Source organism: Leifsonia sp. C5G2 (assembly GCF_013359685.1).
In the GTDB taxonomy this organism is placed as follows: domain Bacteria; phylum Actinomycetota; class Actinomycetes; order Actinomycetales; family Microbacteriaceae; genus Leifsonia.
Window position 1 is genome coordinate 21810 of sequence record NZ_JABFMV010000010.1, and the last position, 19018, is coordinate 40827.

21 protein-coding genes are annotated in these 19018 nt (G+C 70.8%); 10 read left to right on the forward strand and 11 right to left on the reverse strand.

Annotated elements, in window-relative coordinates; genetic code table 11:
- The first annotated feature begins 26 nt into the window (after positions 1 to 26).
- The 3 genes from HNO83_RS13470 (at position 27) to HNO83_RS13480 (ending at position 3246) form a co-directional block, all read left to right on the forward strand.
- Entirely contained in the window at positions 27 to 1427 is a 1401-nt protein-coding gene (locus HNO83_RS13470; protein ID WP_349627202.1) for an MFS transporter, read from the forward strand.
- 43 nt (positions 1428 to 1470) lie between these two features.
- On the forward strand, positions 1471 to 2169 hold the full coding sequence (locus HNO83_RS13475) for an MgtC/SapB family protein (protein WP_175338037.1): 699 nt from the start codon (positions 1471 to 1473) through the stop codon (positions 2167 to 2169).
- Between the two features lie 387 nt (positions 2170 to 2556).
- Positions 2557 to 3246 (forward strand): alpha/beta hydrolase family protein, encoded by a 690-nt coding sequence (locus HNO83_RS13480; protein ID WP_175338038.1) that lies wholly within the window; start codon positions 2557 to 2559, stop codon positions 3244 to 3246.
- Here HNO83_RS13480 and HNO83_RS13485 read toward each other — a convergent pair.
- Positions 3190 to 3651: a DUF8821 family protein gene (locus tag HNO83_RS13485; protein ID WP_175338039.1), complete on the reverse strand. Its 462-nt coding sequence runs from the start codon at positions 3649 to 3651 to the stop codon at positions 3190 to 3192. The genes HNO83_RS13480 and HNO83_RS13485 overlap by 57 nt on opposite strands.
- A gap of 66 nt (positions 3652 to 3717) precedes the next feature.
- On the opposite strand from HNO83_RS13485, the gene HNO83_RS13490 reads away from it, so the two are divergent.
- Together HNO83_RS13490 and HNO83_RS13495 are read left to right on the forward strand one after the other, a co-directional pair.
- Positions 3718 to 4263, forward strand: a complete 546-nt coding sequence (locus tag HNO83_RS13490) for a DapH/DapD/GlmU-related protein (protein ID WP_349627204.1) — start codon at positions 3718 to 3720, stop codon at positions 4261 to 4263.
- A gap of 272 nt (positions 4264 to 4535) precedes the next feature.
- Positions 4536 to 5378 (forward strand): hypothetical protein, encoded by an 843-nt coding sequence (locus HNO83_RS13495; protein WP_175338040.1) that lies wholly within the window; start codon positions 4536 to 4538, stop codon positions 5376 to 5378.
- Between the two features lie 14 nt (positions 5379 to 5392).
- Here HNO83_RS13495 and HNO83_RS13500 read toward each other — a convergent pair whose 3' ends face one another.
- The 6 genes from HNO83_RS13500 to HNO83_RS13525 all read right to left on the reverse strand — a co-directional run bounded on the left by HNO83_RS13500 (position 5393) and on the right by HNO83_RS13525 (position 12465).
- Positions 5393 to 6595, reverse strand: coding sequence for a toxic anion resistance protein (locus HNO83_RS13500; protein ID WP_349627205.1), 1203 nt, complete (start codon positions 6593 to 6595; stop codon positions 5393 to 5395).
- A gap of 117 nt (positions 6596 to 6712) precedes the next feature.
- The gene (locus HNO83_RS13505; RefSeq protein ID WP_175338156.1) at positions 6713 to 7597 is read right to left on the reverse strand and encodes an AraC family transcriptional regulator; all 885 of its coding nucleotides are present in this window, start codon (positions 7595 to 7597) and stop codon (positions 6713 to 6715) included.
- Positions 7598 to 7783: 186 nt separating this feature from the next.
- Entirely contained in the window at positions 7784 to 8167 is a 384-nt protein-coding gene (locus HNO83_RS13510) for a RidA family protein (protein ID WP_175338041.1), read from the reverse strand.
- 50 nt (positions 8168 to 8217) lie between these two features.
- Positions 8218 to 9810, reverse strand: coding sequence for an N-acyl-D-amino-acid deacylase family protein (locus tag HNO83_RS13515; RefSeq protein ID WP_175338042.1), 1593 nt, complete (start codon positions 9808 to 9810; stop codon positions 8218 to 8220).
- Positions 9811 to 9820: 10 nt separating this feature from the next.
- Complete coding sequence (locus HNO83_RS13520) at positions 9821 to 11095, reverse strand: alanine racemase (RefSeq protein WP_175338043.1); 1275 nt, start codon at positions 11093 to 11095, stop codon at positions 9821 to 9823.
- Positions 11092 to 12465 carry an MFS transporter gene (locus HNO83_RS13525; RefSeq protein ID WP_175338044.1) on the reverse strand — a complete coding sequence of 458 codons (1374 nt, stop codon included), beginning with the start codon at positions 12463 to 12465 and terminating at the stop codon, positions 11092 to 11094. Before HNO83_RS13525 ends, HNO83_RS13520 begins: the two co-directional genes overlap by 4 nt.
- 155 nt (positions 12466 to 12620) lie before the next feature.
- On the opposite strand from HNO83_RS13525, the gene HNO83_RS13530 reads away from it, so the two are divergent.
- Genes HNO83_RS13530 through HNO83_RS13545 form a run of 4 tightly spaced genes read left to right on the forward strand, consistent with a single transcriptional unit; the run spans position 12621 to position 15335 of the window.
- Positions 12621 to 13358, forward strand: coding sequence for a helix-turn-helix transcriptional regulator (locus HNO83_RS13530; RefSeq protein WP_175338045.1), 738 nt, complete (start codon positions 12621 to 12623; stop codon positions 13356 to 13358).
- Positions 13355 to 14278: a sugar kinase gene (locus HNO83_RS13535; protein ID WP_175338046.1), complete on the forward strand. Its 924-nt coding sequence runs from the start codon at positions 13355 to 13357 to the stop codon at positions 14276 to 14278. The genes HNO83_RS13530 and HNO83_RS13535 overlap by 4 nt, the downstream gene beginning before the upstream one ends.
- Positions 14275 to 14931 (forward strand): bifunctional 4-hydroxy-2-oxoglutarate aldolase/2-dehydro-3-deoxy-phosphogluconate aldolase, encoded by a 657-nt coding sequence (locus tag HNO83_RS13540; protein WP_175338047.1) that lies wholly within the window; start codon positions 14275 to 14277, stop codon positions 14929 to 14931. Before HNO83_RS13535 ends, HNO83_RS13540 begins: the two co-directional genes overlap by 4 nt.
- Complete coding sequence (locus HNO83_RS13545) at positions 14928 to 15335, forward strand: rhodanese-like domain-containing protein (protein ID WP_349627206.1); 408 nt, start codon at positions 14928 to 14930, stop codon at positions 15333 to 15335. The genes HNO83_RS13540 and HNO83_RS13545 overlap by 4 nt, the downstream gene beginning before the upstream one ends.
- Positions 15336 to 15381: 46 nt before the next feature.
- Here HNO83_RS13545 and HNO83_RS13550 read toward each other — a convergent pair whose 3' ends face one another.
- Positions 15382 to 15984 (reverse strand): LON peptidase substrate-binding domain-containing protein, encoded by a 603-nt coding sequence (locus HNO83_RS13550; protein ID WP_249776731.1) that lies wholly within the window; start codon positions 15982 to 15984, stop codon positions 15382 to 15384.
- A 35-nt stretch (positions 15985 to 16019) separates the two neighbouring features.
- Here HNO83_RS13550 and HNO83_RS13555 point away from each other — a divergent pair, with 35 nt between their 5' ends.
- Positions 16020 to 16517: a DUF427 domain-containing protein gene (locus HNO83_RS13555; RefSeq protein WP_175338048.1), complete on the forward strand. Its 498-nt coding sequence runs from the start codon at positions 16020 to 16022 to the stop codon at positions 16515 to 16517.
- A 121-nt stretch (positions 16518 to 16638) separates the two neighbouring features.
- Here the strand turns inward: HNO83_RS13555 and HNO83_RS13560 are convergent, their stop codons facing one another.
- The 3 genes from HNO83_RS13560 to ychF form a co-directional block, all read right to left on the reverse strand.
- Positions 16639 to 17547 (reverse strand): Abi family protein, encoded by a 909-nt coding sequence (locus tag HNO83_RS13560; protein ID WP_349627207.1) that lies wholly within the window; start codon positions 17545 to 17547, stop codon positions 16639 to 16641.
- A 132-nt stretch (positions 17548 to 17679) separates the two neighbouring features.
- On the reverse strand, positions 17680 to 17931 hold the full coding sequence (locus HNO83_RS20890) for an immunity protein CdiI family protein (protein ID WP_502708436.1): 252 nt from the start codon (positions 17929 to 17931) through the stop codon (positions 17680 to 17682).
- Positions 17932 to 19005, reverse strand: a complete 1074-nt coding sequence (gene ychF / locus HNO83_RS13565) for a redox-regulated ATPase YchF (RefSeq protein ID WP_175338049.1) — start codon at positions 19003 to 19005, stop codon at positions 17932 to 17934. It abuts the gene before it with no gap.
- Between the last annotated feature and the right edge of the window lie 13 nt (positions 19006 to 19018).

Sequence of the window (19018 nt, forward strand, 5' to 3'; positions counted from 1 at the left end):
CCCGCGAGCCGAGTAGCCTGGATGGAGTGACCGCCTCCGCCGACACCGCCCGCCCGCGCACGGGGTCAGCCGTCGCGGCGCTCAGCCTCGGCACGCTGCTGAACCCGCTCAACTCGTCGATGATCGCGGTCGCGCTCGTGCCGCTGCAGCACGACTTCGGCGTGGATGTGACGGCGGTCACCTGGGTCATCACCTCCTTCTACCTGGCCTCGGCCGCGGGGCAGCCGTTGATGGGTCGGCTCGGCGACCGCTTCGGCCCGCGCCGCCTGTTCCTGTTCGGGATGGTCGTCGTCGCACTCGCCTGCGCGCTCACGCCGTTCGCGGGCTCGTTCGCGGCGGTGTGCACCGGCCGCGTCGCGCTCGCGATCGGCACGGCGACCGCCTTCCCGTCCGCGATCGCGATGCTGCGTCCCCTGGCGGCGAGCTCGAACGTCGGGACGCCGCGGCTGCTCGGCCGCATCCAGATCGCCAACACGTCGGGCGCCGCAATCGGACCGGTCCTCGGCGGGGCGCTCATCACCTTCCTCGGGTGGCAGTCGATCTTCTGGGTGAACGTGCCGCTCGCCGCGCTCGCGTTCGCCGGCGCGTGGCTCTTCGCCCCCAAGGACGCCGAGCGTGCGCGCACTCCGCTGCGGCAGACGCTCGCCGAGTCCGACATCCCGGGCATCCTGCTCTTCGTCGCCACGCTGACGTCGCTCCTGATCTTCCTGCTCGACCTCGAGCCGCAGCCGCTGTGGTGGCTCCTCCCCGTCTGCGTCGCCGCGGGCGCCCTGTTCGTCTGGCGGGAGCTGCGCACCGCGCACCCGTTCCTCGACCTGCGCCTGCTCGCCGCCAACCGCCGGCTGATGCTGGTGTACCTGTCGTTCGCGATCTTCAACGTCGTCTACTACTCCGCCTTCTTCGGCCTGCCTCAGTTCCTGCAGACGCACGGCGGCTACTCCGCCGGCGTGGCCGGACTGCTGATGTTCCCCCTCGCGGCGGTGACGATCGTGATCACGCCGCTGGCGGCGCGCGCGATCGAGTCGATCGGGCTGCGCCCGACGCTCGTGACCGGGGCGATCGCCCTCGTGGTCGGGGCCGGCCTCCTCGCGGTCGCCGCGTTCACCACTGCGCCGTGGGTGGTGCTGCTCCTGACGGCGGCGCTCGGCATCCCGTACTGCGTCGTCAGCATCGGGATGAATCAGGCGCTCTACTCGTCGGCCCGCCCCGAGGACGCGGGCGTCGCTGCCGGGATCTTCCAGACTTCGCGCTACGTCGGGGCCATCGTGGCGACGACCGTGCTCGGACTGCTGTTCAGCGGCGGGACGACCTCCGGGAACTGGCTGGCGGCGGTGGGGGTCGCGACCGTGCTCGCCGTGGTGCATCTGGCGCTGCTGGTGTTCGTCCGGCCGCGCAGCCGCGGTGCGGCGGAGGGCGCTCCCGCGTAGAGCTGCGGTGTGCAGGGGCACCCCGCGAACCTAGAATCCGGCCATGACGTTGTGGCTCGGCGGGACGGAGCTGGTCACCCAGCTCCTGCTGCTCCTGCTCGCCTTCGTGCTGTCGGCCGTCATCGGGGTCGAGCGGGAGCGGAGGCTCAAGAGCGCGGGACTCCGCACCCACATCCTCGTGGGCCTCGGCTCCGCGCTGTTCACCCTCGTCTCGGCTTTCGGCTTCACCGCCTTCGGGCATGCGGCGGCGGACCCGTCCCGCATCGCCGCCCAGGTGGTGACGGGCATCGGCTTCGTCGGCGCCGGGGTGATCTTCGTCCACCGCGGCAGCGTCGTCGGGCTGACGACGGCGGCCTCCATCTGGGTGACCGCGGCGGTCGGGATGGCGTGCGGGGCCGGCCTCCCGGTGCTCGCCGCCGCCGGGACCGCCCTGCACCTGCTGGCCGTCGGGACCCTGCCCACCGCCGAGCGCATCCTTCGCCGCACCGCGGGGACGGTTCTCGTCGTGCTCGCCGCCCGGAGCGGCGACGCCGTGGCCCGTGTGCTGGAGTTGTGCACGCAGGCGGGGGTGAAGGCCCGGGTGGAGGAGCTGGGAGCCGCCGGATCGGCGGAGCGCGTCGAGTTGCACGTGCGGGTGCGGGGAGGCGTGCTGCAGACGGGCAAGCTGGTGGACGACCTGGCCGCCGTTCCCGGAGTGGAGAGCGTGCGTGCGCTGGACGCGTCCGAGCCGGGCGCGTGGTGAGCGGCGACGATCAGGCGACGAGTGCGCCAGGGCCGCGCGGGGCCTCGCCGCGCGATGCCGCCAGCGGGCACAGCGGATTCCGGCAGCCGACGGACACCACCGCCACCGTCCATGACCCCGACGACGTCGGAACCAGTCGGCGCTCGGCCGAGATCGGCGCCCCGCACGCCGCGCACACCCGTGTTTTTGCGACCATCGTGATCTTCCCCATCCGACCCGCGGCGCCCCATCCGCCTTCTTCCATGGTCCGCCCGCGCGCGGCAGGAAACAAGATCCGGCTCGGACTGGACGTTCGTATTTCCGTCCACACCCCCGACGCTCGACGACTTCTCCACCGCTCTCGCCCGCGCCGCCCGTCGTACCCGGCGGCCGGGTAGCGTCGATGCCATGATCCTCGATGTCCCCACCTCCGTCGGGCCCGGCCGGCTCACGATCGCGGCCGCCGCGCATCCGACGGCGGTCCTCTGGCTCGGCCACGGCGCGGGTGGAGGGATCGAGGCGGTCGACCTGGCCGTGCTCGCCGATCGTCTCCCTCCGCTCGGTGTCACCGTGGTGCGTTACGAGCAGCCGTGGCGCGTCGCCGGCAAGAGGGTGGCCGCTCGGCCGGCGACCCTCGACATCGCCTGGCGTGAGACGGCGCCGCGCATTCTCGAGCTCGCGGCCGGCCTGCCGCTCTTCGTCGGAGGTCGCAGCGCGGGCGCCCGGGTCGCCTGCCGCACGGCATCCGAGGTCGGCGCCGCCGGCGTGGTGTGCCTCGCGTTCCCGCTGCATCCGCCCGGGAGCCCGGAGAAGTCCCGGCTGCAAGAACTGCTGGAGCCCGAGGTGCCCGTCCTGGTCCTGCAGGGCACCCGCGACCCCTTCGGCAGCGCGGAGACCGTGGCCGTCGAGGCGTCCTCGCACGACGGTGTCCGGGTCGTGCCGGTGCCGGAGGCCGATCACGGCATGAGGGTGGCGAAGAGCTCCGGAGTGACGGCCGCCGACGTGCGCGACCTCATCGCCGCGACGGTCGCCGGGTTCGTCTCAGTACGTGCCCTTGATCACGAAGAAGGAGCCGCGGATGGTGCCGGCCAGCCGTGACTTCTGCCGCGCGAACTTGAAGGCCGAGAGTTCCTCCGGCACCTCCATCCCGTCGGAGAGCTTGAAGCCGACCGCGCGCTTGCCGCCGTCCGCGACCGAGTAGAGCACGTTGACCGAGAGCCCGGACTCGTAGAACACGTAGGTCCAGTCGACGCCGTCGACCTCGAAGCGCGTCGCCTCGAGCGCAGGCGAGGCGATGCGGATCCCGCGCTCGTCCTCCAGGATGCTGGTGACCCGCTCGACCGCGTCGGCCTCCTCCTCCGCCGTCCCGACGGTGAAGACGTGGTCGTACTTGTTCCGGAAGTAGCGCGCCTCGTTGGCGCGGAGCCCGGCGAGCGCCTCAGCGACGGGCGACGATTCCAGCCCGACCGTGGAGACGTTCTCGAAGTCGACGGCGTACGGCATGGGTCCTCCCTGGTTCAGCTGCTCGGACCACCGTAGCGTGACGATGGTCCGTGCGAGGATCGGTGCGTGTCGGACTTCCTCATGCGCATCCACAGTCCCGAATTCCAGGCCATGTCGGAGCGGGTGCTGGAGGTGACGGCGCTCACCTCGCGGCTGAACGTGCTGCCGTTCGACGACGAGGCGGGCAAGGCGGAGCTGTTCGCGGAGATCCTCGGCCGTCCTCTCTCTGCGCGGACCACCATCTATCCCCCGTTCTTCACCGACCACGGCCGCAACCTGCACCTCGCGGAGCGGGTGTTCATCAACCAGAACTGCACCTTCCTCGACTACGCCGGCATCCACCTGGCGGAGCGGGTCATGGTGGCCCCGAAGGCGACCTTCATCACCGTCGGCCACCCCGTCGACACCGCCGACCGCAAGCTGTGGCTGACCGGAGGCCCCATCGTCGTCGAAGAGAACGTGTGGATCGGCGCGGGCGCGACCATCCTCCCCGGCGTCACCATCGGCCGGGATGCGGTCATCGCCGCCGGCGCCGTCGTGGCCGACGACGTCCCGGCCCGCAGTCTCGTCACCAGCACGAAGGCCGCTGTGCGCCGCACCTGGTCGGACTAGACCGCCAACGGCAGATCGAGGTCGAAGCCGGCGAGGCAGCGCACCGCGGCCAACGACAACTCCTCGGCGATGTTGCCTTCCAGACGCAACGACGTGTTCACGGCCATTCACCCAACGTACCCATTCTTGACGCCGGCGACCGGGCCCTCCATCTGAGCGCAGGCCGAGAACCGCGCTCCCGCTGTTCTGCAAGGCGGCCGCGAGTGCTTGGATGAGCGCGTGGGCATCCGGTCGATGCCCTGCCGGAACCGGCGCGGTACAGGAGCATGAGCATGGAGCTCGACAGGCTGGCGGGGGCGGAATGGGCCCGCGACCCGGAGTCGCTCCTGCGCGAGCTCGTCGACAGCGTCACCCGTTCGCTCCCGCCCGACGTCGCCTCCGGCGCGCTCTCCGTCGAGCGCACCCGATCGCTGGCGGACCGGCTGGCCCACCGCCCCGGCGCCATCACCCGGCTGCGGCTCACCGGGCAGGCCGAGGCACTGACCCTGAGCTGGGAGCCCGGCCCGCGCTGGGTGCCGGAGGTCGAGCAGCGCTACGGGACCGTGCCGCTGTCGAGCCGCATCATCCCCCTCGGCCAGTGGCTGACGGCGTTCGCGCAGCTCGTCGCCGCCCTGGCCGTGCATGCGGCCGAGGACTCCGCGGATTCGGCGCGGGCGCTGCAGACGCTGGGGATCCTGCCGCCCGGCTCCGAGATCCACGTCGACGATGCCCACCTCGCACAGGATCTGCTGACCCTCGCCGCGCGCGTCGGCCGGCGCGTGCCGGACGAGGCGGTGGCCGCCGTCGGGCGGATCGGCGCACTGCTGGCCGAGACGCTTCAACGGGTAGCGGGGACGGGCGAGCCGGAGGTGATCGTGCGGGTCGCGGCGACCGTCTACCTCCCCGATACCCTGCGCGCCTACCTGGCGCTGCCCGCCGAGTGGGCTGCCGAGCACGTCCTCGCCGGCGGGCTGACGCCGGCTCGGGCGCTGATCGCGCAGCTGCAGGCGCTCGAGTCCGCGGCGCGCACGATGCGGGATGCGGCGATCGAGCAGGACGCGTCGGCTCTGCTAATCAACGGGCGCTTCCTGGCCGACCGCTTCGCCGGGTCCCGGCTGGAGCTCGACCTGCCGTGACGTCCGGCCAGCGCTCAGGTCGTGCTCGACCGCGACCGGTCCAGGTAGCTCCGCGACCGGGCCACCTGCTGCTCGAGCGCCTCCACGGTGGCGGCCATCCTCTCCACGGCCGTCGCACGGTACGCGTCGATGGCGTCCATCGTCGAGAAGACGTCGTCGAAGGCGCGCTGCAGGGTCTCGACCCTCACGCCGGACGACGTCGCCTGCTCGTGGACCATGCCGGTCTGCTGCTTCAGAAGCTCGCTCGTGTGACCGATCACCGTGTCGGTGGTGTCGTTGAGGGCGCTGATCTGGTCGAGGACCAGCTTCTGGTTCTCCAGCCCGTCGGCGACGACCACGGCGGTGCGGAGAGCGGAGATCGTCGTCGTCCGCGCCCGCTCGACCGCTGTGATGAGCTCCGCGTTGTTCTTGCGCAGCACATCCAGCGCCAGGTAGCCCTGTACCGACACGGCGATCTGCGTGGTCAGGTCCTGGCGGCGCTGGCGGATCGGGAACAGGGCGTCCGCGGTCATCGCGTCGGCCCGTGCCGGGTCGCTCTCTCGCAGCTCCGCGATCCGGTCGGCGGTGGCGCCGTCGAGCGCGGACGCGAGCGCGTTGTACTCGGCGAGCATGCCCATCGTCGCCCAGATCGCCTCCCGCTCGTGCTCGATGGAGGCGTTGTCCTTCATCAGCGCATCCTGGCCCGAGATCAGCGCCGCGATGATGGCGTCGAGCTGCTTCTGCGCCGACTGGTACCGCTCGAAGTACCGCGTCAGCCGGCGGCCGCCCGGGAGGCGGATCAGCGCGCGCTTCGGCGGCGTCAGGTCCGCTCGGGCCGGGTCGAGGTCGGTGACCGTCGTGCGGAGGTCCTGCAGCGCACGCGCGACCTGCGCCTGGGGCTCCGACGCGGCCCCACGGCCGCGCGCGGCGGCGAGGGAGGACGACGGCCGCTCCAGCATGCGGTTAGCCGTCTCGGCCGACGAGCGGATCTCCCGCTCGCCCAGGCGCGTGATGTCGGCGACCTTGCGGGTGAACTCCGGGCTGCCGGGCTCGATCGCGGCCAGCTCGTCCACGAAGGCCTGCGCCCGTTCCTGCAGTTCGGTGCGCTTCTCGGGCGGCACCGCGACCATCCCGACCGCCTGCTCCTCCCGGAGCTCCGGGACGGCCTCGGGCGGCGTGAGCACGACGCCCCCGTCCTCGGGCGGCGCGGACGGCTGGTTCTCCTCGAGTTCGGACACGCGCGTCCCCTCCCCGGAGCGTCAGCGCCCCGCGTCCAGGGTAGAACGCCGACGGCGTCCGGGCCGAGGCAGAATTACCAATGCGCCGTGCACGGCGCCTGCACCGGCGGCGCTCCTTCACTGGCGCTCGATGGGGAACCAGAGCTCGCTGGTCGCCGTGCTGAAATCGTCGGCGCGCTCGAGGATCGCCACGATCGGGGGCCCCGGGCGCAGCCGCCATGGGTTCGACGGGAACCATTCCGACGCGGAGGCGGCGTAGGCCTCCTGGAGCGCGGCGGGATATGACCCGGAGGTGCGGAACACGACCCAGGTGCCGGCCTCCACCTCGATCATGTCGAGGTCGGCGGGTACTGCCGCGTCCACGTCGACCGCCACACCGTGCAGGTAGGTGAGCTCACTGCCCTCCCGGTACTCGGGGTCGACGTCGGCGCTCACCTGCAGGAGCCCACCAGGCTCCGTGTTGCTGAGGGCGGCGAGGCGGGCATGCTCCTCCCCCGGCAGCGCGGCGATGTGCTCCTGGATGCGCGGATTGACCCCCGTATGGATCAGCGGCGCGCGCGCGGCATGACCGATGAGGCGGAAGGTCGGTCGTTCGATGATTCGGGCGTCCATTGCGGAGCTCCCTTCGACGGTCAGGCGGAACCTGAGGGTGGGTTGGCTGCGAAGGGGGCCGCCGTCCCGGCGGACGTCGCCGTGACTCACGCCGTGCACCGAACGGAACGCCCGGCCGAATGCCTCGACCGACCCGTATCCGTAGCGCACCGCGGTCGCCAGGAGGTCGTCGCCGCCGATCACGTCGGCCGCCGCGACGGTCATCCGCCGCCGGCGCACGTATTCGGAGATCGGCATTCCGGCCAGCGACGAGAACATCCGCCGGGCGTGATAGCCCGTCGTTCCCAGGGCGGCGGCAAGCGCGTCGATGTCGATCTCATCGTCGAGCCGGCGCTCGATCTCGTCGACGAGCCGGTTGAGGATCTCGATCACGGTGTCTCCCTTCGCCATCCACTCTCGTGCCGTCGCCATGAGTCGCACCCGACCATCCCGGACCGATTCTGTCGGCTCCTGGCGGGCGGAGGCGAGCGGCTGTGGCGCCGTCCCGATCCAGTAGGTCGGCCGCCGGGGGACGCGGACGGGCCCGCGCCCGAGACCTTCGGGTCTCGAGCACGGGCCCGTTCAGGCGCCGGGGCGTCAGCCCTGCGGGAGGGCCGCGACGACGTCGATCTCGACGAGGATGTTCGCCAGCTGCGAGCCGACCGTGGTGCGCACCGGGTAGGGCGCCGAGAAGAACTCCTCGTAGGCCGCGTTGAACTCGGCGAAGTCGCTGAGGTCCTGGAGGTGAACGGTCGACTTGACGACGTCGTCCGTCGTCAGGCCGTGCACCGCGAGCACCTTCTGGATGTTGCGCAGGACCTGGCGGGTCTGGTCCGCCACGTTGTCGGCGATCGCGTTCCCGTTCTCGGCGTCCTGCGGCCCGAACCCGGCCGTGTAGAGGAAGCCGTTCGCGACGACCCCGTGGCTGTAGGGGCCGGCGGGCGCGGGTGCCCCCTCCGCGTAGAAACCGGTCTTCGGCATGGTGCTGTTCCTTTCTGTTGACAACAGGGTGATCCCCCTGCGGGGAGGTCTCAGGCGGCTCGCCCGGCGGCGCGGCGCAGTCCGCGGCCGGGGAGGGCTCCGGTCAGCTCGCCTCCGGAGAGGACCTGGACACCGGCGACCAAGACGTCGTCGATGCCGGTCGCCAGGCGGCGAGGGCTCTCGTAGGTGGCGCGGTCGGCCACGGTCTCCGGGTCGACGATCGCCAGGTCGGCGACCGCACCGGCCACGACGGCGCCGCGCCGGCCCAGCCCGAACCGGCGCGCCGGCAGTGCCGAGAGGTGGTGGACGGCGTCGGTCCAGCTCCAGGTCCCCAACTCCCGCACGTACTCGCGCAAGTACCGGGCGAACGACCCGGCCGCGCGCGGGTGCGGGTGGGCGCCGATGAAGATGCCGTCGGAGCCGCCGGTGTGCGCGGGGTGGGCGAAGATGCGGGCCAGCTCGGTGACGGGGCGCGCGTTCCGCACCGCCATGACGGCGCTGCACTCGAGCCGGGAGGCCGCCAGGGCGTCGAGGGCGAAGTCGATCGGAGAGGTGCCCGCCCGCTGGGCGGCTTCGCGCAGGGTGAGGCCGTGGGCCCAGGCCAGCTCGGGGGCGGCGAGGTGCGCGACGGTGATCATGTCCGGCCAGTCGGGGCCGAGGCTGGCGCTCCCGGTCGCCCGCCTTTCGCCCGTCTCGCGCAGCGCCGGGCGCCGGGACGGGTCGGCGATCACCGCGACCGCCTCGTCCCGCGGAAGCGTGGAGACCTCGGGAGGCAGCAGCGGCATCCCGAGCAGCGTGCAGCCGCGGATGTACGGATAAGCGTCGAACGTCGCGTCGGCCCCGGCCTGCGCGAGGGCGTCGAGTTGGCCGAGCACGATGTCGGCGTCGGCGTGGAAGTGCGAGACGTGCACCCTGAGGTCAGCACCCGCCTCCCGCGATGCGCGCTGCGCGATCTCCGCCACCTCGTCGATCCCGGCCGCGGTGTTCGCCTCGTACCCGCCGCGCATGTGGGTGACGTAGACGCCGCCGGCACGTGCGACCGGCGCGCACAGGGCGGCGAGCTCGGCGGCGCCCTGGAACAGGCCCGGCACGTAGTCGAGACCGCTCGACAGGCCGAGTGCTCCGGCCTCCATCCCCTCGGCGACGAGGCCGGCCATGCGACGACGCTCGTCGTCGGCGGCGGGCCGGTCGCTCCGCCCGCACACCTCGAAGCGCACGGTCCCCGCCGGGACGAGATAGCCCGTGTTCAGCGCCGATGTGCCGTCGGCGGCGGCGAGGTACGCGCCGACGCCGCCGCCGCGGTACGACGGATGCGGGCCGTTGATCGCCGCGAAGTACTCGGTCGCGTAGGCGCCGTCGCCCGGCGCGTAGGAGACGCCGTCCTGGCCGGCGATCACCGACGTGACGCCCTGCCGCAGGAGCGCGAGCGCGACCTCGGAGTCGCCGAGCAGACCGTCGGCGTGGGAGTGGACGTCGACGAACCCGGGGAGCACGAACCGGCCGGAGACATCCACGACGGTGTCGGCGGCGTCGCGGTCGACCTGCCCGACCTGAACGATCTCACCGCCGTCGACGGCGACGTCGACGCGCACGGGGCCGTCGGCAGAGACCACCGATCCGCCGCGCAGCACGGTGCGTGTCATCCCGTCCTCCTCAGAACCAGGTGCGGACGAGGTCCACCACCAGGTCGGACTCGGCGGACTCGACCTCCGGCAGGATGCGCCACTTGTCGAACGCGGTGCACGGGTGCGAGAGGCCCAGCCGCACGACCGCTCCGATCGGGAGGGGCTGCCCGGTGCGCAGGTACGAGTGCTGGTCGTTCATCGCCGAGACGTGCCCCTCCAGCGGCCGCCAGGGCTCGGACGCGTCGAGCCGCCAGGCTCGCGGGATGGGCAGCCCCTCGTCGTACGGGAAGTCGCGCTTGCCTCCGTCGACCAGCGCGAGGCCGGGCTCCGGGGTCGACACCACGCGCGCGTAGCCGTGCATGGCGTTGACGAACCGCGGCGATCCCGGTGCGGTGGCGCCCTCGTCGAACGGGGAGATCCCCCGGTAGAACCCGTCGTCGTGCACGATGTACGCGCCGGAGCGCAGGGTGAAGTGCGTGCGCTGGTCGCGGGCCGCGTCCTCCCACACGTCGGCGACGAGGTCGAAGTAGGCGCTGCCTCCGGCGGTCACGTACAGCTCGCCGTCGTCGTACAGCGGCGCGAGCGCGGTGTGCAGCTCGAGCTGCGCGCGCAGGTAGGCGGTCACCGCGGCGAGCGCGGCTGGCGAGCGGTCGTGGCCGAGGCTGCCCTCGTATCCCGACACCCCCGCCAGCCGCAGGACCGGAGAGGCGGCGATGCGTTCGGCGACGGCCACCGCCTCCTCCGGTGACCGGACGCCGGTGCGGCCCCCGGCGGCACCCAGCTCGACGCAGACATCGACGGGACGCGGCGCACCCGCCTGGCGCAGACCGCGCTCCATGGCCTCGACCGTGGCGACGGAGTCGGCCCAGCTGACGAACCGGAAGCCCGGGTCGGCCAGCTGGCCCGCCAGCCACGCGAGCGACCGCGGGTCGACGGCCGCATTGGCGAGCATGATCGACGAGAGGCCGAGGTCTCGGCCGGTGCGCACCTGCCCCATCGTCGCGAGGGTGATCCCGAGGGCGCCCGCGTCCGTCTGCCGCTTCCAGAGCGCGGGGGCCATCGTCGTCTTGCCGTGCGGCATGAGGTCGAAGCCGCGCTCCGCGCACCAGGACGCCATGGTCGCGATGTTCGCGGTCATCGCGGCGTCATCCAGGGCGATCAGCGGCGTCCAGAACTCGTCCAGGCGCGGGCCGGTCGCCACGAACTCACGCGTCGACAAGCCCACGGCACGGTCGGGCAAGCCCTTGTCCCTCGCGCTCAGGGTGTCCTGTGCCGTCGGCGGCGCGTCGTCCTCGCGGATCATCCCGGCTCCCCCTCCGAGCGGCTCTGCTTCGTGGCCGCGAGCTCGTGCAGCCGGCCGGCGCCCTCGACGTCGGGCCGGACCGACGCCACCAGCGTAGCGATCACACCCACGATGGAGATCACGGCGGCGTAGACGACGACCGGCCAGAACGAGCCGCCCGCGGCCGCGACCAGGGCGGTGCAGATGAGCGGAGCGAGCCCGCCGCCGAGGGTGTTCGACACCTGGTAGCCGATGTTGACGCCGGTGGTCCGCGCCTCCGGGTCGAACATCTCCACGAGCAGGGTCGAGAGGGTCGCCTGCATGGCGACGCCGAACAGCACGAAGCCGATGATCTGGCCCAGCCAGATCAGCCACAGGTTGCCGGTGCTGAACAGCATGAACGCGGGATAGACCATCGCCGCGAACCCGATGCAGCCGATGATGTAGACGGTGCGGCGTCCGATGCGGTCCGAGATCGCTCCCCACAGCGGCGCGACCACGACCTGCAGCAGGCCGACGATCATCGTGCCGGCGAAGCCCATCCACGCCGGGAGGTTCTTGTCCGACACCATGAAGGCGAGACCGTAGGTGAGCACCACGTAGCCGGCGATCGACTGCGGCAGGCCGATGAGGATGCCCATGATCGCGTTCTTCGGGTGGCGGAAGGCCTCGACGAGCGGGTTCGCCTTCTTGCCGGCCGCCGCGATCTGCAGCGCCTGCGTGTCCAGGAACTCCTCGGACTCCTCCAGGTGCCGGCGGAGCACGACGGCGACGATGGCGAGCACGAGCGAGAACAGGAACGGCAGGCGCCAGCCCCACTGCAGGAACCAGGACTCGGGAGTGAGCCCGAGCCCCGCCATCAGGCCGCCGGTGACGACGTTGGCAATGCCCGCGCCGGAGATCAGGAACGCGCCGTAGAGCCCGCGCTTCCCCGTGGGTGCGGCCTCGACGACCATCGTCGCCGCGCCGCCCATCTCGCCGCCGACGAAGAAGCCCTGCAGCAGCCGGAACAGCAGCAGCAGGAGAGGTGCCGCGATCCCGATGGCCTGGTCGGACGGGATCAAACCGATGGCTGCGGTGGCGAGGCCCATGCCGATGACCGTGCTCATCAGCACGGTCTTCCGGCCGACGCGGTCGCCGATCATCCCCCAGACGATGCCACCGACCGGCCGCAGGAAGAACCCGACGGCGAAGGTCGCGAACGACGCCAACTGGGCGACCACGGGGTCGTTCGCCGAGAAGAAGACCGCGGGGAACACCGCCGCCGCGGCGAGGCCGTACAGGTAGTAGTCGTAGTACTCGATCAGCGTGCCGATGGCACCGCCGGCGATAGTCTTGCGCTGCTTGCGGGACAGACCCGGTGTTACGGACGGTGCGGTCGCGGTCGTCATCGACTCTCCTTGCTGGTGCGTAGTGGGGGCGAGGGGGCGGCGACTCCGATGTGCGGCCCTCGTCTCTCGCCGTGGGTGTCGTCAAGCTAGCAGGCGGATGGACAATCTGTCCAACCATTGTATTATTTGTTCAGAAGCGGATGATGGAGACCAGGATGGCAACAGAGACGGCAGACCCGGCGGCCGCCGCGACCGCGGCGACCGCTGCGCTCGGCGGCGCGGCCGCGCGTCAGACGTACGAGACCGCCGAGGAGGTCCTGGCGCTCTACCGCCCGGTGATGCGAGCCCTCGCCGCCGCCGCCGGCCCCACCACCGAGGTCGTGCTGCACAACCTCGACGGCGCCGATGTCGACCTCGGCCACACGATCATGGCGATCGAGAACGGCCACGTCACCGGCCGCTCGGTCGGCGGCCCGTCGACCTCGCTCGGGCTGGACGTGCTGAAGGATCGCCGGGCGGACCACGACGCGTACGGCTACACCGGCTACACGAGCGACGGGCGCGAGCTGCGCTGCTCGTCCGTCTACTTCCACAACGCCGAGGGCGACATCATCGCGTCGCTGTGCGTCAACGTCGACCTGAGCCCTCTGCAGCAGGCCCGCAACATGCTCGCCGCGCTGCTGCCCGCGGAGCAGCCGTCGCCCGACGCCCCGCGGGAGCACATCGGAGCCGACCTCGTCTCCGTCATGGATTCGATGATCAGCGAGGCCATCCACGAGGCCGGCCGTCCCGTCGAGACCATGTCGCGGGATGACAAGATCGGCGTCCTGGAGCGGCTGGACCAGCGGGGCGCGACGCAGATGCGCAAGTCGATCGAGGCGATCGCGAAGCGGCTCGGGATCTCGCGGGTGACCGCATACAACTACCTGGAAGAGGCGAGAGCACGACGATGAGCTCCGACACCGACGGCACCGTGCCCGCTCTTATCGCGCTCGGCGAGACGATGGTCCTCCTCGCCCCGCCGGACGCGACCCGGCTGCACGATGCCGATCAGGTGCGTCTGACCATCGGCGGGGCCGAGTCGAACGTCGCCGCGCACGTGGCCGCGCTCGGGCATCATTCGGCGTGGATCGGCGCACTCGGAGACGATGTGTTGGGCCGTCGCGTCCACCGCACGCTGACGGAGCTCGGGGTGGACACGCGCTGGGTCGTCTTCGATCCCGACGCCCCCACCGGCGTGTACTTCAAGGATCCGGGCCACGGCGTCCTCTACTACCGGGCGGGATCGGCGGCCTCGCGGATGACCGCGGACGGTGTCGCGCACCTGCCCCTGGAGCACGCCGCGATCGTCCACCTCTCCGGCATCACCCCGGCGCTCTCGCAAGGCTGCGCCGACCTGGTGGATGCGGTCATCGACCGTGTGCGCGAAGCGGGCCGCGGAGAGCTGAGCTTCGACGTGAACCACCGGGCCCCGCTGTGGGCGGCCGCGGACGCAGCGCCGGTGCTGCTCCGGCTGGCGAACCGGTCCGACATCGTGTTCGTCGGGCTCGACGAGGCGCACACCCTGTGGGGGTCCGGAACAGCCGAGGACGTGCGGAGCCTCATCCCGGAGCCCGCCCATCTGATCGTCAAGGACGGCGACGTGGGCGCGACCGAGTTCTCCGGGGACGACACGGTCTTCGTGCCGGCGATCCCCACCGAGGTCGTCGAGGCCGTCGGTGCCGGCGACGCCTTCGCCGCGGGCTGGCTCGCCGCCCGGCTCGCCGGTGCCCCCGCCGAGGAACGCCTGCAGGGCGGTCACCGGCGCGCGCACCTCGTGCTGCAGTCCACCGAGGACGTCGTGGGCATCGCCCCGACCGAGGCTCTGGCATGACCGCGACACCGACGACCGCAACCGACGAAGGGACGCCCGTGGACAATTCAGGTTTCGAGGAGCTTTTCGGCGGCTCGCCGCTCATGGCCATCCTGCGCGGGATGGGCGTCGAGCGCAGCCTCGCCGTCTCGACCACCGCGTGGGACCTCGGCATCGACGTCGTCGAGCTGCCGATCCAGTCGGCGGAGGACGTCGAGGCGCTGCGCGTGGTCGCGGCCGCCGCGAAGGAGCGCGGCAAGGTCGTCGGCGCCGGAACCGTGGTCTCGATGGAGCATGTCGCGCAGGCCCGGGAGGCCGGCGCGGCGTTCACCGTGAGCCCCGGCCTCGACCTGGACGTGGTCCGCGCGTCGCACGACGCCGGCCTGCTGAGCATGCCCGGTGTCGCCACCGCGAGCGAGGTGCAGCTGGCGATGAAGGCCGGGCTCACCTGGCTGAAGGCCTTCCCCGCCTCCGTGCTCGGCACCGGCTGGCTGGGCGCCATGCGCGGCCCGTTCCCGCGGGCGCAGTTCGTGACGACCGGCGGCATGAGCGCCGCCAACGCGGGTGAGTACCTTCAGGCCGGCGCCCGGGTGGTCGCGGTCGGCTCCGCCCTCGAAGACCCCGCCCAGCTCCCCCGGCTCGCCGCTCTCCTCGACCCCGCGACGGCGTCGTGACCGACATCGCCGCGCGGCTGGCCCACGTCGACGCGCGGCTCGCCTACGAGATCGACGTGGTCGCGGCCGCCGCGGCGGTCGATTCCGGACGCGCGATCCTGGTCGACACCCGCAAGCTCGCATCCTGGGACCACGGGCACATCGCGGGAGCACTGCACCTGCCGACGACGGCGATCGCCGACCGCCTCGACGAGCTGCCCCGCGACCGCACCCTGATCGTCTACGGCTGGGGACCGGGATGCAACGGCGCCACCGGCACCGCCCGCACGCTGCTCGCGGCGGGACTCGACGTCCGGGAGCTGATCGGCGGCTACGAGTACTGGGTGCGCAACGGCTTCGCGGTCGAGGTGGACGGGGTGGTCACGCGGAGCGTGCCGGACCCGCTGGTGACGGCGGAAGGCTGACGCGCGACGCGCGAGCGGCAGCGAGGGGAACCCGGCGCGGGATGCCTCACCCGGCGGACCAGAGCTCCTCGGCCTCGAGGGTCAGATCTATCAACTGCCGCAGGAGACCCCCTATCGTCGTCGACCTCAACAGCGTGTACCTGTCGTACTCGCCCAGGGGTGCGATCGCCGCCAGTTGCCACACGGCGGCGACGGGATCGTCCGACAGCTCGATGCCCGCATCCGCATCCGGCTCCGCGACGCGGGCGATCACCCGGCGGACGATCGCCTCGGCCTCGACCCGGAGGGGTGCGAGCGCCTCGGACCACTCCAGCTCCGGCAGCATGGTGAGCTCGGCCCGGGGATACGGGTTCTCTTCGACCCAGCGCTCGACCCTGAACCTGTGCGTCCCGACGCCGACGATGAGCAGGTCGTCGGCTCCCGCCGCGGCACTGACCAGACGCGCCATCGTCCCGACTGAGGCGCGCTGGTCGCCACCCCCGGCCTCGGAACCGCGCTCGATGAGGACGACGCCGAACTCGAATCCCGGTTCGTCCTCATCCAGCAATCGCCCGACCATCGTGAGATACCGCGGTTCGAACACCCGCAGCGGGATGGCCACCCCCGGGAACAGCACGGATCCGAGCGGGAACATCGGTGAGGCGGCCATACTCCAGTGAAGCACCGTGGACGTAGGGTGAACAGGTGCCCCGACCACACCCCGAGACCCCAGGACCAGGACAGGAGTCCGTCTGGGACTATCCGCGGCCGCCGCGGGTCGAGCGCGTCGCCTCGCCGGTCACGATCCGTCTGGGCGGGCAGCTCATCGTGGAGACCCGCGATGCCGTCCGGGTGCTCGAGACCAGCCATCCACCGGTCTACTACCTCCCGATCGCGGACTTCGCGCCCGGCGCGCTGGCCGACGCCGACGGTTCGTCGTTCTGCGAGTTCAAGGGCACCGCACGATATCTCGACGTGCGCGGAGGAGGCGAGGTGCGCCCCGCGTCCGCGTGGAACTACCCGCATCCGTCGCCCGGGTACGAGTCGCTGCACGACCGCGTCGCCGTCTACGCGCAGCAGATGGACGAGTGCACGCTCGACGGCGAGGTCGTCACGCCCCAGCCCGGAGGCTTCTACGGTGGATGGATCACGAGAACGGTCGTCGGGCCCTTCAAAGGGGTGCCCGGGTCCTTCGGGTGGTGAACGGCGGGGATGCGCAGACACTGAAGCCGAACTCGGCCACAGCACATGCACCTACACGTTGGAGCGGAACTCCACCACGTTACGGCGGGGACGTTGGTCTGGAGGTAGCTCCGCGCGGGCACTATGCCCAGAGCGCGCTGCTCGACTGCCAGCCATCGGGCATCCCCACATGTGACTTCGGAACGAACTGAACCGCCGGGAAGCTTCGCAGGACGGCGGGCAGTAATTTGTTGGGCCCGGTCTCCAGGCGGTCGGAGAGGAACTGGATGAGCGTCAGCTGACCGAACGTCCGACTCCAGTCCGTCGATACAGCGTCGAGATCAGGATGACGCCCCAGCTTTGGCAACTTCGGTGAAATGGTGTGAACGCGGTTGAACAGCCTTCCGTGGTGTGCGCACGTATTCCGCACCAGGTTCAGCGCCTTGAGCCAACTGGTCAGCTGTGGCGCCGTCAGCCCGAATACATCCGCAATAGCATCCTGAGCGCGTCGAGGAGCAAATCCGAATAGGTAGGTCAAGCTTCCCCAGTCGAGGATCTCTGTCGCCGCCCACACAGGGAGACGGCCGCCGTACTTCTGCTCATGATGTTCCACGAACTCCTCGCGAGACTTAGCCAGTTCGTCGTCGTAGCGCTCAAGCCATTTCGAATAGTGGTTTCCCTGACGCGCAGTCGGACCGAGCTTCGACACCTCCTGGTGCGCGCATGGATCGATACGGCCCAGCTCGTGTCCCACAAGAGCGCGGATAGCGAGCTCGACTGGCATCAGGGCGGCGAACGTCACCGAACGTAGCCGCGCATCGAAGTCGTATAGCGCGACCACGTCACTGAAGCGGGTGCCGTCGTAGAACTGATCGCTGCGGGTCGAGTTGACGAGTTTTCGGAACGGATACCAATAGCCGCTCAAGCGGTAGTAGTTCACCCTTCGGAGGGTTGCGATCGCATCCTCTTCGTCGCCCACATCCATGCCGCGGCCAGCGAGAATATCAACCTGTTCTGCATACGTTTTGTATGCCTTTACGTCCTCGCCCACGAATACAGCCCCCACAAAAATGAGGACCGGCCCTGGACCTACCGAAGTAGGCGGAACCGGTCTTAGTGAGATCTATTTTACGCGATAGCCGCGAGAGGACGCAAGAAGGGCCCGAGTCAGTGAGCCTCGCCGCTATTCGTTGCGACTGCCAAGCGGCCAGGGCTCGTAACTAACGTCAGCGAAGTCGGCGACTTCCGCACGTAGGCGTGCCGCGATTTCGACACCATCTTTGCGCCACTTCTCGCGCGCAGCTTGGCCCTGCCAACCATCTGACGGGTCGAGGTTCGCGTCCCATAGTGCGTTCCACTCGGCCAGGTCTCGAGTCAACTCCTCGGACATGCCACATATGTCTGGCGTCGTCGTGTATCCGACATCCCTGATCAGTCAGACGTTGAAGCGGAACTCCACCACGTCGCCGTCCTGCATGACGTAGTCCTTGCCCTCCATGCGGGCCTTGCCGCGGGAGCGGGCTTCGGCGATGCTTCCGGCGTCCATGAGGTCGTCGAAGGAGATGACCTCGGCCTTGATGAAGCCCTTCTCGAAGTCGGTGTGGATGACGCCCGCCGCCTGGGGCGCCTTCGCGCCCTTCGGGATGGTCCAGGCGCGCGCCTCCTTCGGGCCGGCGGTCAGGTAGGTCTGCAGGCCGAGGGTGTCGAAGCCGATGCGGGCCAGCTGGTCGAGGCCGGACTCCTCCTGGCCGGTGGAGGCGAGGAGCTCCGCGGCGTCTGCCGGGTCGAGGTCGATCAGCTCCGACTCCAGCTTGGCGTCGAGGAAGACGGCCTGCGCGGGGGCGACGAGAGCCGCCAGCTCGGCGCGGCGGGACTCGTCGGTGAGCACGTCCTCGTCGACGTTGAAGACGTAGATGAAGGGCTTCGCGGTGAGCAGGCCCAGCTCCTTGACCGGCTCGAGGTCGATCGTGGAGGTCGACAGCGGCTTGCCGTCGTTGAGGTAGGCGATCGCGGCGCGGGCGGTCTCCAGGACCACCGGCTCGAGCTTCCGGCCCTTCACCTCCTTCTCGTAGCGCTGCTCCGCCTTCTCGAGCGTCTGCAGGTCGGCGAGGATGAGCTCGGTGTTGATGGTCTCCATGTCGCCGGCGGGGTCGGTCTTGCCCGCGACGTGCACGACGTCCGCGTCGCTGAAGCCGCGGACCACCTGGGCGATCGCGTCGGCCTCGCGGATGTTGGCGAGGAACTTGTTGCCGAGGCCCTCGCCCTCGCTCGCGCCCTTCACGATGCCGGCGATGTCGACGAACGACACCGGGGCGGGGACGATCCGCTCACTGTGGAACAGCTCGGCCAGGCGGTCGAGGCGCGGGTCGGGCAGGTTCACCACGCCGACGTTCGGCTCGATGGTCGCGAACGGGTAGTTCGCCGCCAGAGCGTCGTTCTTGGTCAGCGCGTTGAACAGGGTGGACTTGCCCACATTGGGCAGCCCGACGATTCCGATAGTGAGAGCCACGGTCGTCCATCCT

What these genes read in the sequence shown, in the direction of transcription:
- HNO83_RS13530 (WP_175338045.1), top strand. Translation starts at nt 12,621, where the DNA reads ATGGCAACAGAGACGGCAGACCCGGCGGCCGCCGCGACCGCGGCGACC.
- HNO83_RS13485 (WP_175338039.1), bottom strand. Translation starts at nt 3,651, where the DNA reads ATGCCGTACGCCGTCGACTTCGAGAACGTCTCCACGGTCGGGCTGGAA.
- HNO83_RS13505 (WP_175338156.1), bottom strand. Translation starts at nt 7,597, where the DNA reads ATGGCGAAGGGAGACACCGTGATCGAGATCCTCAACCGGCTCGTCGAC.
- HNO83_RS13520 (WP_175338043.1), bottom strand. Translation starts at nt 11,095, where the DNA reads ATGATCCGCGAGGACGACGCGCCGCCGACGGCACAGGACACCCTGAGC.
- HNO83_RS13540 (WP_175338047.1), top strand. Translation starts at nt 14,275, where the DNA reads ATGACCGCGACACCGACGACCGCAACCGACGAAGGGACGCCCGTGGAC.
- HNO83_RS13510 (WP_175338041.1), bottom strand. Translation starts at nt 8,167, where the DNA reads ATGCCGAAGACCGGTTTCTACGCGGAGGGGGCACCCGCGCCCGCCGGC.
- HNO83_RS13515 (WP_175338042.1), bottom strand. Translation starts at nt 9,810, where the DNA reads ATGACACGCACCGTGCTGCGCGGCGGATCGGTGGTCTCTGCCGACGGC.
- HNO83_RS13535 (WP_175338046.1), top strand. Translation starts at nt 13,355, where the DNA reads ATGAGCTCCGACACCGACGGCACCGTGCCCGCTCTTATCGCGCTCGGC.
- HNO83_RS13550 (WP_249776731.1), bottom strand. Translation starts at nt 15,984, where the DNA reads ATGGCCGCCTCACCGATGTTCCCGCTCGGATCCGTGCTGTTCCCGGGG.
- HNO83_RS13475 (WP_175338037.1), top strand. Translation starts at nt 1,471, where the DNA reads ATGACGTTGTGGCTCGGCGGGACGGAGCTGGTCACCCAGCTCCTGCTG.
- HNO83_RS13480 (WP_175338038.1), top strand. Translation starts at nt 2,557, where the DNA reads ATGATCCTCGATGTCCCCACCTCCGTCGGGCCCGGCCGGCTCACGATC.
- HNO83_RS13525 (WP_175338044.1), bottom strand. Translation starts at nt 12,465, where the DNA reads ATGACGACCGCGACCGCACCGTCCGTAACACCGGGTCTGTCCCGCAAG.
- HNO83_RS13495 (WP_175338040.1), top strand. Translation starts at nt 4,536, where the DNA reads ATGGAGCTCGACAGGCTGGCGGGGGCGGAATGGGCCCGCGACCCGGAG.